This is a genomic window from Streptomyces sp. Ag82_O1-12 (assembly GCF_900182715.1).
Taxonomy (GTDB): Bacteria; Actinomycetota; Actinomycetes; order Streptomycetales; family Streptomycetaceae; genus Streptomyces; species Streptomyces massasporeus.
Genome location: NZ_FXUW01000001.1, coordinates 718,185 through 733,676 on the forward strand (window position 1 = coordinate 718,185; position 15,492 = coordinate 733,676).

Sequence of the window (15,492 nt, forward strand, 5' to 3'; positions counted from 1 at the left end):
CCTCCGCTCTGCTTGTTCCTGCAAGATATCGCCAGCTTTCGAGCATCATCAAGCATTCGGGCGGGATCGGGTGCGCTAAAGTCGCCGGAGATCGATACATGGAGGTGCGGATGTCGCGCGACGCCCGCTGGAAAGCGCTGCTGGAACTGCTCGTGGAGCGCGGCCGGCTGGACGTCGAGGACGCGGCGGCGGAGCTCGGGGTGTCGGCGGCGACGATCCGCCGTGACTTCGACGGGCTCGCCGAGCAGCAGATGCTCGTGCGCACCCGGGGCGGGGCGGTCGTGCACGGCGTGTCGTACGAGCTGCCGCTGCGCTACAAGACGGCCCGCCGCGCCTCCGAGAAGCAGCGCATCGCCAAGGCGGTGGCCGATCTGGTCGCGCCGGGCGAGGCGGTCGGGCTCACCGGGGGGACCACCACGACCGAGGTGGCCCGGGCCCTGGCCGTGCGCGGGGATCTGACGTCCGGGTCGCCCGCGCTGACCGTGGTGACGAACGCGCTGAACATCGCGGGTGAGCTGGTCGTGCGGCCCCAGTTCAAGATCGTGCTGACCGGCGGAGTGGCCCGGCCCCAGTCGTACGAGCTGGTGGGGCCGCTCGCGGACGGGGTGCTCGGGCAGATCACGGTCGATGTGGCGGTGCTCGGCGTGGTCGCCTTCGACGTGACGCACGGCGCCGCGGCGCACGACGAGGCGGAGGCCGCGATCAACCGGCTGCTGTGCGAGCGTGCGGAGCGGGTGGTGGTGGCAGCGGACTCCAGCAAGCTGGGGCAGCGGGCGTTCGCCTGGATCTGCGCGGCCGAGGCGGTGGACACGCTGGTCACGGACACGGCGGCCGACGCGGGAGCGGTGCGGCGCTTCGAGGAAGCCGGGCTGCGGGTCATCACGGTCTGACGGTGACTCCATGGCGGAGACCGTCCGGCGGCGGTCGTGCGGCAGCGGCGGTCTGACAGCGGCCGTCGACAGCAGTCGTCCGACGGCAGGCGTCCGACGGCAGGCGTCCGACGGCGGCCGTCCGTCGGCGCCTCTAGGCTGGGGCTGAGGCGCCTACCGGGCAGGGAGGCCGTCATGGGCGAAGCCGCACAGGACCGGGGCACACCGGGCGGCCGGCGCTATGTGCCGATCGCCGAGCACGGGCTGATCGGCGATCTGCGCAGTGTGGCCCTGGTGGGGACCGACGGCACCATCGACTGGTACTGCTGCCCGGCCTTCGACGCGCCGAGCGTGTTCGCGTCGGTCCTGGACGCGGAGCGCGGCGGCTGTTTCGAACTGGCGGCGTCGGTGCCGGCCCGGACCAAGCAGTTCTACTTCCCTGACACCAACGTGCTGATCACCCGCTTCTTCACCGAGGACGGGGTCGGCGAGGTGCAGGACTTCATGCCGGTCGGCGGTGGGCCGGCCGAGGCCGAGCGGCACCGGCTGATCCGGCGGGTGGTGTGCGTACGCGGCTCGATCCCGTTCCGCACGCGTGTGGCGCCCCGGTTCGACTACGGCTCCCTGCCGCACACCGTCCAGCTGACCGGCGACACCGCGGTGTTCGAGGCGACGGGGCTCGCGCTGGCGCTGACCGCGACCGTGCCGCTGGAGGCCGACGGGGCCGACGTGCGCGGCGACTTCAAACTCTCCGAGGGCGAGACGGCGGTCTTCGCGCTGGACAAGGTCGGCGGCGAGGTGACGCCCCGCCGGTGTGCGCGCACGGAGGCCGAGGAGCAGTTCGCGGCGACGGTGGCGTACTGGCGGCGCTGGCTGTCGGCGTCCCGGTACAAGGGCCGCTGGCGGGAGATGGTGCACCGGTCGGCCCTGACGCTGAAGCTGCTCACCTACGCGCCGACCGGGGCGATCGTGGCCGCGCCGACGACGAGCCTGCCCGAGGAACTGGGCGGCGAGCGCAACTGGGACTACCGGTATGTCTGGGTGCGCGACGCGGCGTTCTGCGTCTACGCCCTGCTGCGGCTGGGCTTCACCGGCGAGGCCGAGGCCTTCATGGACTTCGTGACCCGGCACATCAGCCCGGGCGACGGCAAGACCTCCGGCCCGCTGCAGATCATGTACGGCATCGACGGCCGCACCGAGCTGCCCGAGCGCACCCTCGACCATCTGGAGGGCCACCACGGATCGGCGCCGGTACGGGTCGGCAACGCGGCGGCCGACCAGCTCCAGCTCGACATCTACGGCGCGCTGATCGACTCGATCTACCTCTACGACAAGTGGGCCAAGCCCATCTCCAGCGGCCAGTGGGACGACGTGTGCGCGCTGGTGGACTGGGTGTGCGCGCACTGGGACCAGCCCGACGAGGGGATCTGGGAGACACGGGGCGGGCGCAGGAACTTCCTGTACTCACGGCTGATGTGCTGGGTGGCGATCGAGCGGGCCATCCGGATGGCCAACCGGCGCGGCCTGCCCGCCGACCTGCCGCGCTGGCGGGAGTGCCGCGACACGATCTACCGGCGGATCATGAGCCGGGGCTGGTGCGAGGAGCGCGGGGCGTTCGTCCAGCACGAGGACGGTGACGTGCTGGACGCGGCGGTGCTGATGATGCCGCTGACGAAGTTCATCGCCCCCACCGATCCCAAGTGGCTGTCGACGCTGGACGCGCTCACCGAGGAGCTGGTGTCCGACTCGCTGGTCTACCGCTACGACACCCGGTCCAGCCCCGACGGGCTGCGCGGCGACGAGGGCACGTTCTCCATCTGCTCGTTCTGGTACGTCGAGGCGATGGTGCACGCGGGCCGGATTGACGAGGCGCGTCTGGCCTTCGAGAAGATGCTGACCTACGCCAACCACCTGGGTCTGTACGCCGAGGAGATCAGCCACACCGGGGAGCAGCAGGGCAACTTCCCGCAGGCGTTCACGCATCTCGCGCTGATCAGCGCGGCGTTCAACCTGGACCGGGCGCTCGGCTGACGCTCAGTGCCCGTGGCCGTCCTCCGCATGCCCCTCGGGGGTACCGGAGCCGGCCGCCGCTCCCCCGGCGCGGACGGTGAACGCCGCCGTGTGGACCTTGCCGTCGTGCTTGAAGTCGAGGAACATGCGATAGGCGCCGGAGCTGGGGGCGGCGGCCGTGAACGAGATGTCCGGTCCCGGCTTGGTCGTGCCGTCGCCGGGTTCGCCGTTCGGGTGGACGTGCAGGTAGGCGAGGTCGCCGGAGCGCAGGGCGACCAGGTGGCCGTAGGCGCCGAGGTAGGGCTGGAGGTCGGTGACGGGCCTGCCGTCGCGGGAGACCTTCAGTTTCAGTTCGCTCGCCTTGCCCGGGTGCGGGGCGCCGGACAGCTTCACCTCGTAGCCGTCGACGCGGGCCGTGGCGCTCGCGGGCGGCAGGGGCCGGGCCTCGTACGGGCCGGAGGCGGCGAGGTCCGCGCCGAGGGTGAGGTTCTCGGCGTTCTTCCCGGCGGGGGTGAAGTCGGCGAAGACGCGGTAGTCACCCGCGCGGGGCAGGTCCACGGGGGTGCTCCAGGTGCCGTCGGCGGCGCGGGTGGGGTGCAGGTGGCGGTAGGTGACCAGGTCGCGTGAGGCCACGATGAGGTGCAGCTCCTTGTCGTGCTCGCGCTGGTAGGCCGTGACCGCTCGGCCGTCGGCGCCCCGGACGGTGAAGCGCAGGTCGGCCTGCTTGCCCGCGGTGACGCGCGGGGTGTCGAGGTCGAGCGTGTAGCCGCCCTCGGAGACCTGCAGCCCGCCGGCGGGGGGCGTGTCGTGCCCGCCGTGACCGCCGCCTTCCGCCCGCTCCCGCGTGGGCGGGGTGTGTTCGTCCTCGTGTTTCGGGGGGCTGTCGGCGACGACGGGGTCGATGCCCTGGCCGACGCCGTAGGCCGCGCCGAAGGTCGCTGCCAGTGCGGCGGCGAAGGTGGTGATCCTGAGTCCGGTGTTCATGGCCGTCGGCTCCTTCAGATACCGGCTCCCCGCTCCAATGCGGGGCCTCCATAAAGCTCACCATACCCCTGGGGGGTATCGAGTCAAAGTTGATTCGGCGCTTGCATCGTATACCCCTCAGGGGTATACCTGAAGTCGGTGCGGGAATACCCCCGCCCCGTATGCACCGCATCTGCCGAACCGCCCCGAGGAGGCACCCGATGCCCGCCACCACCTACGCCGTCTCCGGAATGTCCTGCGGCCACTGCAAGGCGACGCTGACCAAGGTCATCGGCGAGCTGACCGGCGTCAGCGGTGTCGAGGTCGACCTCGACAGCGGTCACATCACCGTCACCGGTGCCGCCGAGCCCGACGACGACGTGATCGCGGAGGTCGTCGACGAGGCCGGCTACGAGCTGACCGGGAGGGTCTGAGCCATGAGCACCGGTACATCGCCCGGCACCGACACCGAGGTGGAGCTCGCCATCGGCGGCATGACCTGCGCCTCCTGCGCCGCACGCATCGAGAAGAAGCTCAACCGCATGGACGGGGTCACCGCCACCGTCAACTACGCCACCGAGAAGGCCAGGATCAGCCACTCCGGGGGCGTCTCCGTCGGTGATCTCATCGCCACCGTCGAGGCCACCGGGTACACCGCGCAGGAACCCACTCCCCCCGCCGAGAAGACCGTCCCGCCCGAGGAGCCGGACGAACTGCGGCCGCTGCGCGAGCGGTTGATCACGGCGGTGGTGCTGTCGGTTCCCGTCGTCGCCATGGCGATGGTCCCGGCGCTTCAGTTCGAGTACTGGCAGTGGCTGTCGCTCACCCTGGCGGCCCCCGTCGTGACCTACGCGGCCTGGCCCTTCCACAAGGCGGCGTTCACCAACGCACGGCATGGCGCCGCCACCATGGACACGCTGATCTCGGTGGGCACCTCGGCCGCGTTCCTGTGGTCGCTGTGGGCGCTGTTCCTCGGCACCGCGGGCACACCGGGCATGACCCACCCCTTCGAGCTGACCATCGAGCGCACGGACGGCGCCGGGAACATCTATCTGGAGGCGGCCGCGGGCGTGACCGCCTTCATCCTGGCCGGGCGGTACTTCGAGGCCCGCGCCAAGCGCAAGGCGGGCGCCGCGCTGCGGGCGCTGCTGGAACTGGGCGCCAAGGACGTCACCGTGCTGCGGGCCGACGGCCGTGAGCAGACCGTCCCCGTTGGGGAGTTGAGGGCCGGAGACCGCTTCCTGGTCCGCCCCGGAGAGAAGATCGCGACGGACGGGACGGTCGAGGAGGGTTCCTCCGCCGTGGACGCCTCGATGCTCACCGGGGAGTCCGTCCCGGTGGAGGTGGGCGCGGGCGACCCGGTCACCGGGGCCACGATCAACGCCGGCGGGCGGCTCGTCGTGCGGGCGACACGGGTGGGCTCAGAGACCCAACTTGCCCGGATGGCCCGGCTGGTGGAGGACGCGCAGAACGGCAAGGCCGCCGCGCAGCGGCTCGCGGACCGGATCTCCGCCGTGTTCGTGCCGGTGGTGATCGCCCTGGCGCTCGGCACGCTTGGCTTCTGGCTGGGCAACGGCGCCGGGCTGACGGCCGCCTTCACCGCCGCGGTCGCCGTCCTCGTCATCGCCTGCCCGTGCGCCCTGGGGCTGGCGACACCGACCGCGCTGATGGTGGGCACCGGGCGGGGCGCCCAGCTCGGCATCCTCATCAAGGGCCCCGAGGTCCTGGAGTCCACGCGCCGGGTCGACACCGTCGTCCTCGACAAGACCGGCACCGTCACCACCGGCCGTATGACGCTGCTGGCCGTGCACACCGCCGAGGGCACGGACGAGACCGACGTGCTGCGGCTGGCCGGGGCGCTGGAGCACTCCTCCGAGCACCCGATCGCCCGGGCCGTCGCCGACGGGGCGCTGGAGAAGCTGGGCGCGCTGCCCACGCCCGAGGACTTCGCCAACGTGCCCGGACTCGGCGTCCAGGGCGTCGTCGAGGGCCATGCGGTGCTCGTCGGCCGGGAGCGGCTGCTGGCCGACTGGGCGATGCGGCTTCCCGGGGGCCTGGCCGGGGCGAGGGCGGCGGCCGAGGACGCCGGGCGCACGGCCGTCGCGGTCGCGTGGGACGGCGAGGCGCGCGCGGTGCTGGAGGTGGCCGACGCGGTGAAGGACACCAGCGCGGAGGCGGTCCGGCGGCTGCGGGCCCTCGGCCTCACGCCGATCCTGCTGACCGGCGACAACGAGGCGGTGGCCCGGTCCGTCGCCCGCGAGGTGGGCATCGACGAGGTCATCGCCGAGGTGCTCCCGCAGGACAAGGTCGACGTCGTCAAGCGACTCCAGGCCGAGGGCCGGTCGGTGGCGATGGTCGGTGACGGTGTCAACGACGCCGCGGCCCTCGCCCAAGCCGATCTGGGCCTGGCCATGGGCACCGGCACGGACGCCGCCATCGAGGCCGGTGATCTGACGCTCGTGCGCGGCGATCTGCGGGCCGCGGCGGACGCCATCCGGCTCGCCCGCCGCACGCTCGGCACCATCCGCTCGAACCTCTTCTGGGCCTTCGCCTACAACGTGGCGGCCCTGCCGCTGGCCGCCTCCGGCCTGCTCACCCCGATGATCGCCGGGGCGGCGATGGCCTTCTCTTCGGTCTTCGTGGTCGGCAACTCGCTGCGGCTGCGCACCTTCCGGGCCGCCGGCTGAGGCGCCGGCGGATCAGCGGCGGCGCCACACCAGCGTGTAGCGCCAGAACAGCCGGCGCCGCAGGCGCACGCCGGGGAGGACGGCCCGGGCCTCGCGCGCGATCTCGGTGAAGGTCAGGTCCGCAGGACGGGTGCGGGCCGTCATCGAGACCGGGCGCGGGGCCGTACGGCCCCGGTTCTTCAGCAACGCCATGACGATGTTGAGCGGGATCGACGCGACGCCGAGCAGGTGGTCGACGGGCGTCCGCTCCCGGGCCACACCGACGATCACCAGGGTGCCGCCGGGGGCCAGACGGTCGCGGAAGGTCTCGAGGGCCCGCGTGAACGGCAGATGGTGGACGACGGCGACACAGGTGATGACGTCATACGACCGATCACCGAGCCCGGTCAGCGCGTCGACCGCCGCGTACGTCACCGGGGCCGCCGCGGGCGTCAGCTGCCGCGCCCGGGCCGTGATCTCCGGGTCGGCGTCGATGCCGTGCACGCGCTCCGCCCGGCGGGCCAGCAGGCGGGCCAGGTCTCCGCTGCCGCATCCCACGTCCAGGGCACTGCCCACCCGCTCGGGGAGTCGCCGCAGGATCCAGCGGTGGAAATGGGCGTTGTGGTCCCAGGGGCGGGCGGCGTGGAAACGGTCCAGTGCGCGCAGGGCGCGGTGCGTCAGGAGTGGCATGCGGTCAGTGTCCCGGCTCACCGGGGTGGGCGTCCGCCGTCCGGGCACCCGGGAGGTACCGGCTCGCAGGGGCGCCGAGCGTGCGCCGGGTGTGAGCCGGTACCTTGCTGGGGAAGGCCACTGCGGGGAGAAGCACATGACCGATCCGAGGACCACGAACGCGGACGCCCCCCGTCCGCTCCAGAACACCCGGGACTCCGCGACTGGACCCGGCCGGCTCCTGGGCGCCGTGTTCGGCGATCTCAGGGCCGTGGACGGCGCCCTGTACGCGGCGGTGGCCGCCACCCCCACGCCGACCCTGGACCGCACGCTGCGCCGCCTGTCGCACGCGGCCGACCACTCCAAGATCTCCTTCGCCATCGCCGCCGCACTGGCCCTGGCCGGCAAGCGGCCGCGCAAGGCCGCCCTCGCCGGTGTCGGCGCGATCGCCGTGGCGTCGGCCTCCGCCAACCTCCTCGGCAAGCGGCTGGTGCGCCGGGCGCGGCCGGACCGGGAGGCCGCCCGGGTGACGGTGGACCGACACGTCAAGATGCCGACCTCGGCGTCGTTCCCGTCCGGGCACACCGCGTCGGCGGTCGCGTTCGCCACGGCCGTCGGCGTGGTGCTGCCCCCGGCGGCGGTCCCGCTCGGGGCGCTGGCCGGCGCCGTCGGCTACTCGCGCGTCCACACGGGCGTGCACTACCCGGGCGACGTGGCGGCGGGCGCGGTCCTCGGCATCGCGAGCGCGGCAGCGGCCCTGGCGGCAGCGGCGGCCACACCCTCGGCGCGGACGCAGGCTCTGCTCACGGCTGCCCGTTCCTGGCCGCGGATCGGCATCGCCGGCGCCCTGCGCCGGTGAACCGCGGGTCGGCCGGGCGCGGGGACACACCCCGCCGCCCGGCGCCCTCGCGGTGACGAACCGTCAGCCGAAGGCCCGCACGGCCTGGTAGTACGTCCAGGCCGTGCTGGTGCAGGAGGTCTTCATGCCGCCGCTGTAGGCCGCGCAGACCCTCTTGAGATCCTCGTGGAAGGCGCTGTCGAGCCGGGACTTGTTGGCGCTGAAGGTGCCCGCCGCCTTGTAGTTGCGGTAGCCGAAGTCGTGACGGGCGCAGGACATCGAGAAGGGGAAGCCGAACGGGTTGTCCGGCGAGGAGGAGCAGTAGTCGGTCGACCAGTCGAAGGCGTACGCGGCCCATGTCGCCTGGTTGGCCCGGGCGGCGGCCCAGGCGCTGTGGCTGGACGCGCTGGTCTGCGTCCAGTTCGCGAGCACCTGGGGCTTGTCGGCAGGAGCGGCGCTCGCGCTCGTGGCGGCGCCGACCACGGTGAGGAGGGTCAGAGTCGAGGCGGCAAGACCGGTGGCGAATCTGCGGTGCATCCCACACCTCCATGAGGCTGCGACCCGCCCATCGGGCCACAGGTTCATGACAAGAGGATGACCGGCTCGTCCCCGTACTCACACCTGATGAGCCCCAATAACTCCTGAACGTCCGGCTATTGAGGGAGAACGGCGGCGGACCGGCGCACGTCGACGGCAGTCAGCGCCAGGGCCAACGGTCCGGGGGCGAGGAAGGCCAGCGGCAGCAGCATCCAGGCGCAGAGCGCGGCCGTCGCCACGGCGAGCAGGACCAGGCCGCTGCCGCCCACATCCGCCACGGCGTCCCGCCCGGCCCCGCGCACCGCCGCACGCCAGTCGGTGAGCGACTCGGGGCGCCCGCAGGCCCGCAGGCCGACCAGCGCCGCGCACCCGCCGATCACCGCGGCCACGACCGCGAACAGCGGCGCCCCCGGCAACCCCGCCCGGGCCAGTGCCAGGTCGGCGGCGAGCAGCAGCAGGCCCGCGAGGGCCACGGCTCCCGCCACCACGTCACCCGCGCGCAACCGCCGCCGCAGCAGGGCGAAGTACCGCCCCGCCGTGCCGGGTTGGCCCTGCCCGGCGCCGCGCAGCACCGCACACGCCGTCGACAGCGCGGCCGGGACGGTGACGAGGGGCAGGCAGGCGGCCGCCGTGGCGAGTCCGACGCTCAGCACGTCGGCGAAGAGGGTCATGCGCGGGCCGAACACCTCGCCCGCCTCGCGTGCCGGCATCCCGCTCACCCCTTGACTCCGGAGCTGGCCATGCCCTCCACCAGGAACCGCTGGAAGGCGAGGAAGAACAGCACGATCGGCAGCAGCGCGATCACCGACAGGGCGAACATCGGGCCGAACGCGGAGGTGCTGGAGGCGTCCACGAAGGAGCGCAGGGCCAGGGTGAGGGTGAACTTGTCCGGGTCGAAGAGGTAGATGAGCTGTGTGAAGAAGTCGTTCCAGGTCCAGATGAACGTGAAGATGGCGGTGGTGATCAGGGCCGGCCGGGTGAGCGGCAGTACCACCTGGAAGAAGCTGCGGAAGGGCCCGCAGCCGTCGATCCGGGCCGCCTCCTCCAGCTCGCGCGGCAGGCCGCGCATGAACTGCACGATGAGGAAGACGAAGAACGCCTCGGTGGCGAGGAACTTGGGCAGGATCAGCGGCCAGTAGGTGTTCACCAGGCCGAGCTGGTTGAAGATGATGTACTGCGGGATGAGCACCGCGTGGTGCGGCAGCATGATCGTGGCGATCATGAAGGCGAACAGCGGCCCGCGGAAGCGGAACCTGAGGCGGGCGAACGCGTAGGCGGCCAGCGAGCAGCTGATGACGTTGCCGAGGACCGCGCCGCCCGCGATCAGCAGGGAGTTGCCGAGCAGCCGCCAGATGGAGACGTCGTTGACGCCGTCCAGGGCGGTCTCGTAGTTGGACCATTCCAGGTGGCTGGGCAGCAGGTCGAGGCTCGCGATGACCTCGTCGGCGGGTTTGAGCGAGGTGGCCAGCAGCCAGGCCAGGGGGTACAGCATGACCAGCAGGGCGAGCAGGCAGCCCACGTGCAGGGCGACGCGTCCCCACCGAACGGGCTTGTGCACAACAGTCGTAGAGGTCACCGGTCCCCCTCGGAGGCGTAGAAGACCCAGGAGCGCGAGGTGCGGAACAGCACCGCCGTGACGATGCCGATCACGAGGAGCAGCACCCAGGCCATGGCGGAGGCGTAGCCCATGTGGGAGGCGACGAAGCCGCGGTCGTAGAGGTACATCGTGTAGACGAGGGTCGAGTCGGCCGGTCCGCCCTTGCCCGCGCTGACGGCGAAGGCGGGGGTGAACACCTGGAAGGCCTGGATGGTCTGGAGGACCAGGTTGAAGAACAGCACCGGGGAGAGCATCGGCACGGTGACGGACAGGAACTGCCGCCACTTCCCGGCCCCGTCGACGGCCGCCGCCTCGTAGAGCTCGGCGGGGATCTGCTGGAGCCCGGCGAGGAAGATGACCATCGGGGCGCCGAACTGCCACACCGTCAGCAGGGCGACGGCCAGCAGCGCCCAGCCGGGCTTGTTGACCCAGCCGCCGGTGCCGAGCAGGTTGTCGACCGTGCCACCGTCGTTGAAGACCGCCCGCCAGACGAGCGCGATGGACATCGACGCGCCGAGCAGGGAGGGCGCGTAGAACGCGGAGCGGTAGAAGCCCTTGCCGCGCTTCATACCCTTCAGGGCGAGGGCGACGACGAGGGCCAGCGCGAGTTGCAGGGGCACCGCGATGACGACGTACGTCAGGGTCGTCACGACCGAGCGCCAGTAGCGCGGGTCCTCGGTGAACATCTGCACGTAGTTGCGCAGGCCCACCCACTTCGGCGGGTTGAACAGGTCGTAGTCGGTGAACGACAGGTACAGCGACACGGCCATCGGCAGCAGTGTCAGGACGATCGCGCCGAGCACCCAGGGCGAGAGGAACACCCAGGCGGCGCCCTCGCGTTCGCGCTTGGGGCGGCGCTTCGGGGCCGCGGCGGGGGCGCGCCTCGCCTCCGGGGGGATCGCGGTGGTGGTCATGACCTCAGCTCCGCCTTCGCCTCGGTGACGTAGTTCTCGGCCGCTTCGCGGGGCGACATGCGCGCGTAGGACACCTGGTCGTAGTCGCGCTGGAAGGTGCTCTGGAGGGCGTTGTCGCCCGAGGGCGGCGCCTGGGGCGGGTCCTTGAGTGTGCCCTCCAGGGACGCCTGGAAGCCGGCGATGGTCTTGTCGAAGTCCTTGAGCTGCGGACCGATTTCGGCACGGATCGTCTCGTTGACGGGGATGCCGCGGCTCGCGCCGAGGATCTTCGCGGCCTCCCGGTCGTTGATCATGAAGTCGACGAGCTGGGCCGCCTCCTTCGGGTGACCGGTGTTGGCCGAGACGCCCAGGAACATGGACGGCTTGAAGTACTGGCCGGGCGTGCCGTCCTCGCCGGACGGCATCGGGGCGAGCGCGACGCCGGTGGGGACGAGCGCGAGGAAACCGCTGGCCGGGGCGTCCCAGTTGGCGTCGGTGACGGACGTGCCGCGTCCCAGCGGGGTGTTCTCCACGGAGCCGTCGAGCTGGGTGGTCTGCTCGGCGGGCGAGACGGCGCCCTCGCGGCGCAGCTTGTCGGTGAAGGTCCACCAGCGGGTGAGGTCGCCGGCGCTGAAGCCGAGCCGGCCGTCCTTCGTGTACAGGGCCTTGCCCTGGCCACGCAGCCAGACCTCGAAGGCGTCCTCGCTCTGACCGGGGTCGGTCGCCCCGGGCTTGCCGGTCTTCTTCGCGAGGGCCCGCATGGTGTCGGCCCATCGGCTCCAGGTCCAGCTCTTGCCGGGCAGCGGGACGCCCGACTTCTTCCAGGCCTGGACGTCGTAGGCGACGGTCTCGGTGCCGCGGCCCTGCGGGATCGCGTATTGCACGTCGCCGACGCGGCCGGTGGCGAGCAGGCCCTGGTCGATCTCGGAGGTGCGCAGGACGGACTTCTGTTCCGCCAGGTCCAGCAGGACGCCGCCGGAGGCGTACTGGTCGATCTGGCGGTAGTCCAGCTGCATCACGTCGGGGGCGTCGCCGCCTGCGGCCTGGGTGGCGAGCTTCTGCTTGTAGGCGTCGTAGCCGGAGAACGACGTCGACACGTCGACGTTCGGGTGCTGTTTCTCGAACAGCGCGACAGCCTGCTCGGTGCGTTCCGCGCGGTCGGGGTTGCCCCACCACGTGTACCGCAGCACGACCTTGCCGTCTCCGGCGGACTCCCCGGATCCTCCGCAGCCCGCCAGCACGGCACACAGTGCCAGTGCGGCGGCCGACGCGCAGAACCCCTTCGTCCTGTGTCCGGGCATGCCGAGGTCACTCCTCTCCTCGGAGATTGGCTGAGACCCCCCGGTCCCCCCGTGCCGCCGCTACTCCTCCTGGTACGGCAGCGTGGCGCCCGGCAGCGCGTACTCGTCGCGCCGCCCGCACATACCGAAGCCGCCGAGCCGGGTGGGCGCGGCCTCGTGAGCGGTGGCCTCGCCGAGGTAGCCGGGATCGCCGGCGGCCAGGGCGTCGAGCTGGGCGCCGGTGCGCTCCGCGGTGGCCAGGGCGCCCTCCCGCCACAGCTTCCGCCAGGTGGGCACCTTGTCGCGCACGATCCGTGCGGCGGCGCTCTGGAACTCCAGGTACGGGCCGTTGTCCCCGGCGACGAGGGCCTCGCGCAGCCCGAGGTAGCCCTCGACGGCGAGGTCCCTGCGGCGCCGGGCGGCCGCCGCCGTCTCCGGTCCGGTGCCGGGCGGCAGGGCAGCGGCGGCGGCGTACCGGTCGGGGTCGGCGAGCACCTCGGGCGGGAAGGTGAACACGGCGTCCCCGGCCTCGGGCAGGCCGCTGTTCTGCATCAGTACGGTGATGCGCAGATCGCCGCCCTGCACCATGCGGTGCACGGTGCCGGGCGTGAACCAGGCGATCGAGCCCGCTTCGAGGGGGATGTCCCGGTAGCCGTCGGGGCTCAGCGTCTGGACCGCGCCCCGGCCGCCGGTGACGACGTACGCCTCCGTGCACACCAGGTGCAGGTGCGGACTGCCGCCGCAGACGCCGTCGGCGGCCTCCCAGTCGTAGGCGCTGAGGTGGGACAGGCCGATCGCGCCGGGCAGCGGATGCGGAAGGCCCGCCGGTTTCGGCTCGCTCACCACGGCAGGCCCTTCAGGTGGGTGCCGACCCGGTCGCGGTCCCAGGCGCCGTCGGCGACGACGATGCGGTACCGGTATCCGAAGGACTCGCCCGGCGGCAGCTCGAACTCCTCGAAGAACGCCCAGGAGAACGCGACCGTCGGGAAGGGCTCGGAGCGGACGAACCAGTGCGACTCGTGGATCGGGGACGTCCCGTCGAGGTTCTCGGGCGCGTGCGCGAAAACGAGGGTGGAGTGGCCGTCGACGTCGTCGTGCTCGGTGGTGAAGGCGAGCCAGGGGCCCTGGGTGCCCATCAGCTGGCCCGCGTCGGCGTCGGTGTCCGGGGCGAAGACCGTGCCGCCGGTGAAGTCGCGCGGGCCGCGCCACTGGAGTCCCGTGTAGCCGGCCATGTCACGGCCCGCGGTGGTCGGGGAGCCGAAGGCCAGTGGTTCGGCGCGGGTGTTGGTGAGGCGGATCGACCAGTCCAGGGCCCAGGAACCGGCCTCCTCGTCCACCGAGTGGACCGTCAGGCCGCGCTCCTCGCGCGCCCACTCCTCGCCGCCGTTCTCGATCCAGGTGAGGTTCTCGGTGAGGGCGAGGCGGTCGTCCTCGACGGTGAAGTCCGCGAAGCCGTCGTGCCGCATCGAGCCGACGCGCTCGGGCAGGGGGAGGTAGCCCTGGCCGTGGACGTAGCAGTTGCCGCCCCAGAAGTTCTGGCCGGACAGATGGCTCGCGGTCATCTGCAGGCCCTTGTGCCAGCGGTGGTCGTTCGGGCGGTAGCCGGTGACCGTGCGGCCCGAGAGGGTGCGCACGGGGTGCGCGTAGGGCTTGCGGGACTCGAAGGGGTCCGGGTCGGGGCGGTAGACGTAGCGGAGGATCTCCGTGCCGCCTGCGGTGACGGCGATGTCCTCGCCGTGCGTGTGGGTGACGCGGATGGTCATGCGCGCTCCTTGGGGGCCCAGTCGGGGTACTCGCCGTGCATGGCCTCGTAGAAGGGGTCGCCGGGGCCGATCTCCCCCGCGCGCACCGAGCGGCCGGTGAACGCCGCCTTGTACAGGGCGGCGGCGAACTCCAGGGTGGCGCGTGCGTCGTGGCCGCTGCCCGGGGGGCGGGTGCCGGTGTCGTAGGCGTCGAGGAGCGCGCCCAGCTGCGCGGTGTGCGAGCTGGGCACGTCGGCCGCGGGGGTGCGCCAGGCGGTGGCCCGCTCGGAGTCGACGTGCGGGGCCGGGGTGTAGGCCCAGCTGTCGTTGCTGTGGCCGTACAGGTGGGTGAGCTCGACCGTGGCGTCCGCGCAGTCGATGCGGATGCGGCTCACCTCGTCCGGGGAGAGCACGCTGTTGACGACGGTGGCGAGGGCGCCGCTCCTGAACCGCACCAGGGCGGTGGAGACGTCCTCGCTCTCGGTGTCGTGGACCAGGCGCGCGGCCATCGCGCTGATCTCCTGCCACTCACCGAGCAGGTGCAGCATCAGGTCGTACTGGTGGATGCCGTGGCCCATGGTGGGGCCGCCGCCCTCGCTGGCCCACGTCCCGCGCCACGGCACCGCGTAGTACGCGGCGTCCCGGTGCCAGGTGGTCTGGCAGTGCGCGACCAGTGGGGTTCCCAGCTCGCCGCTCGTGATCAGCTCGCGGGCGTGCACGGCGCCGGATCCGTAGCGGTGCTGGAAGACGACCGCCGCGTACGCGCCGGAGGCCTCCTCGGCGGCGGCGATCTCGTCGTACTCGGCGAGCGACAGGGTCAGCGGCTTCTCGCACAGCACCCAGGCGCCCGCCTTCAGCGCGGCCACCGTCTGGTCCCGGTGCAGGGAGGGCGGCGTGCCGATGAGGACGAGGTCGGGGCGTACGGCGTCCAGCATCGCGTCCACCGAGGCGAACCCGGCTACCTGCGCACCGGCCAGCTCGCGGAAGGCGTCGAGGCGCTCCTGGTCCACGTCTACGGCGGCCACCAGTTCCACCCGGTCGGAGTGGGCCCGCAGCGCGGGCAGATGGCTGCCGCTGACGATGGCGCCGGTGCCGACGACGGCCACGCGGCGGCGGGCGGGAGACCCTGGGGACACGGACATGCGGCGCTCCTCGGACGACCGGCGGACACGCGCTTGGAAAGCGCTTGCACTCGGAAGGGACCCTAGGCGCGAGAGAATGTCTGGACAACCCCCCTGCAGCGACCTGCACAAGGTCTGCCCGAGCGTTGTCCCAGCTTGGGGCGGAGATTCGGGTCGTTGCCGTCGCCATGGAAACGCATTTTCGGCCCGCACACCGAGGCGGTCCGCGCAGGGTGACCCCCCCCCCGCCCGGCCACGAGAAGGGGGCCGATCAGTACACGGTGCGGGACGTCCACGGTTCGGTATG

General features: G+C 72.3%; 15 protein-coding genes. 5 read left to right on the forward strand and 10 right to left on the reverse strand.

Annotation, left to right across the window (positions count from 1 at the left end; translation table 11 throughout):
• Nucleotides 1-110: 110 nt before the first annotated feature.
• Together QOL88_RS03400 and QOL88_RS03405 are read left to right on the forward strand one after the other, a co-directional pair.
• Nucleotides 111-890 carry a DeoR/GlpR family DNA-binding transcription regulator gene (locus tag QOL88_RS03400; protein WP_097222844.1) on the forward strand — a complete coding sequence of 260 codons (780 nt, stop codon included), beginning with the start codon at nucleotides 111-113 and terminating at the stop codon, nucleotides 888-890.
• A gap of 174 nt (nucleotides 891-1,064) precedes the next feature.
• Nucleotides 1,065-2,900, forward strand: a complete 1,836-nt coding sequence (locus tag QOL88_RS03405) for a glycoside hydrolase family 15 protein (RefSeq protein WP_097215010.1) — start codon at nucleotides 1,065-1,067, stop codon at nucleotides 2,898-2,900.
• A 3-nt stretch (nucleotides 2,901-2,903) separates the two neighbouring features.
• Here the strand turns inward: QOL88_RS03405 and QOL88_RS03410 are convergent, their stop codons facing one another.
• Entirely contained in the window at nucleotides 2,904-3,863 is a 960-nt protein-coding gene (locus QOL88_RS03410) for a DUF8832 domain-containing protein (RefSeq protein ID WP_097215011.1), read from the reverse strand.
• 200 nt (nucleotides 3,864-4,063) lie between these two features.
• Here QOL88_RS03410 and QOL88_RS03415 point away from each other — a divergent pair, with 200 nt between their 5' ends.
• Nucleotides 4,064-4,276 carry a heavy-metal-associated domain-containing protein gene (locus QOL88_RS03415; protein WP_097215012.1) on the forward strand — a complete coding sequence of 71 codons (213 nt, stop codon included), beginning with the start codon at nucleotides 4,064-4,066 and terminating at the stop codon, nucleotides 4,274-4,276.
• A gap of 3 nt (nucleotides 4,277-4,279) precedes the next feature.
• Nucleotides 4,280-6,529 carry a heavy metal translocating P-type ATPase gene (locus tag QOL88_RS03420; protein WP_097215013.1) on the forward strand — a complete coding sequence of 750 codons (2,250 nt, stop codon included), beginning with the start codon at nucleotides 4,280-4,282 and terminating at the stop codon, nucleotides 6,527-6,529.
• 12 nt (nucleotides 6,530-6,541) lie between these two features.
• Here the strand turns inward: QOL88_RS03420 and QOL88_RS03425 are convergent, their stop codons facing one another.
• Nucleotides 6,542-7,198, reverse strand: coding sequence for a class I SAM-dependent methyltransferase (locus QOL88_RS03425; RefSeq protein ID WP_097215014.1), 657 nt, complete (start codon nucleotides 7,196-7,198; stop codon nucleotides 6,542-6,544).
• A gap of 136 nt (nucleotides 7,199-7,334) precedes the next feature.
• Between QOL88_RS03425 and QOL88_RS03430 the strand changes: the two genes are divergently transcribed.
• Nucleotides 7,335-8,036 (forward strand): phosphatase PAP2 family protein, encoded by a 702-nt coding sequence (locus QOL88_RS03430; RefSeq protein ID WP_097215015.1) that lies wholly within the window; start codon nucleotides 7,335-7,337, stop codon nucleotides 8,034-8,036.
• 63 nt (nucleotides 8,037-8,099) lie between these two features.
• On the opposite strand, the gene QOL88_RS03435 is transcribed toward QOL88_RS03430, so the two are convergent.
• The 8 genes from QOL88_RS03435 to QOL88_RS03470 form a co-directional block, all read right to left on the reverse strand.
• On the reverse strand, nucleotides 8,100-8,552 hold the full coding sequence (locus tag QOL88_RS03435; RefSeq protein WP_097215016.1) for a phospholipase: 453 nt from the start codon (nucleotides 8,550-8,552) through the stop codon (nucleotides 8,100-8,102).
• A 116-nt stretch (nucleotides 8,553-8,668) separates the two neighbouring features.
• Nucleotides 8,669-9,262 carry a hypothetical protein gene (locus QOL88_RS03440; RefSeq protein WP_097215017.1) on the reverse strand — a complete coding sequence of 198 codons (594 nt, stop codon included), beginning with the start codon at nucleotides 9,260-9,262 and terminating at the stop codon, nucleotides 8,669-8,671.
• Between the two features lie 5 nt (nucleotides 9,263-9,267).
• Nucleotides 9,268-10,128, reverse strand: coding sequence for a carbohydrate ABC transporter permease (locus tag QOL88_RS03445; RefSeq protein ID WP_097215018.1), 861 nt, complete (start codon nucleotides 10,126-10,128; stop codon nucleotides 9,268-9,270).
• Nucleotides 10,125-11,063: a carbohydrate ABC transporter permease gene (locus QOL88_RS03450; protein WP_097215019.1), complete on the reverse strand. Its 939-nt coding sequence runs from the start codon at nucleotides 11,061-11,063 to the stop codon at nucleotides 10,125-10,127. The genes QOL88_RS03445 and QOL88_RS03450 overlap by 4 nt, the downstream gene beginning before the upstream one ends.
• Nucleotides 11,060-12,343, reverse strand: a complete 1,284-nt coding sequence (locus QOL88_RS03455; RefSeq protein WP_097215020.1) for an ABC transporter substrate-binding protein — start codon at nucleotides 12,341-12,343, stop codon at nucleotides 11,060-11,062. Before QOL88_RS03455 ends, QOL88_RS03450 begins: the two co-directional genes overlap by 4 nt.
• Nucleotides 12,344-12,403: 60 nt before the next feature.
• Nucleotides 12,404-13,168, reverse strand: a complete 765-nt coding sequence (locus QOL88_RS03460; protein ID WP_097215021.1) for a cupin domain-containing protein — start codon at nucleotides 13,166-13,168, stop codon at nucleotides 12,404-12,406.
• On the reverse strand, nucleotides 13,162-14,085 hold the full coding sequence (locus QOL88_RS03465) for a DUF6807 domain-containing protein (protein ID WP_097215022.1): 924 nt from the start codon (nucleotides 14,083-14,085) through the stop codon (nucleotides 13,162-13,164). Before QOL88_RS03465 ends, QOL88_RS03460 begins: the two co-directional genes overlap by 7 nt.
• Nucleotides 14,082-15,206 (reverse strand): Gfo/Idh/MocA family protein, encoded by a 1,125-nt coding sequence (locus QOL88_RS03470; protein ID WP_179878760.1) that lies wholly within the window; start codon nucleotides 15,204-15,206, stop codon nucleotides 14,082-14,084. Before QOL88_RS03470 ends, QOL88_RS03465 begins: the two co-directional genes overlap by 4 nt.
• Between the last annotated feature and the right edge of the window lie 286 nt (nucleotides 15,207-15,492).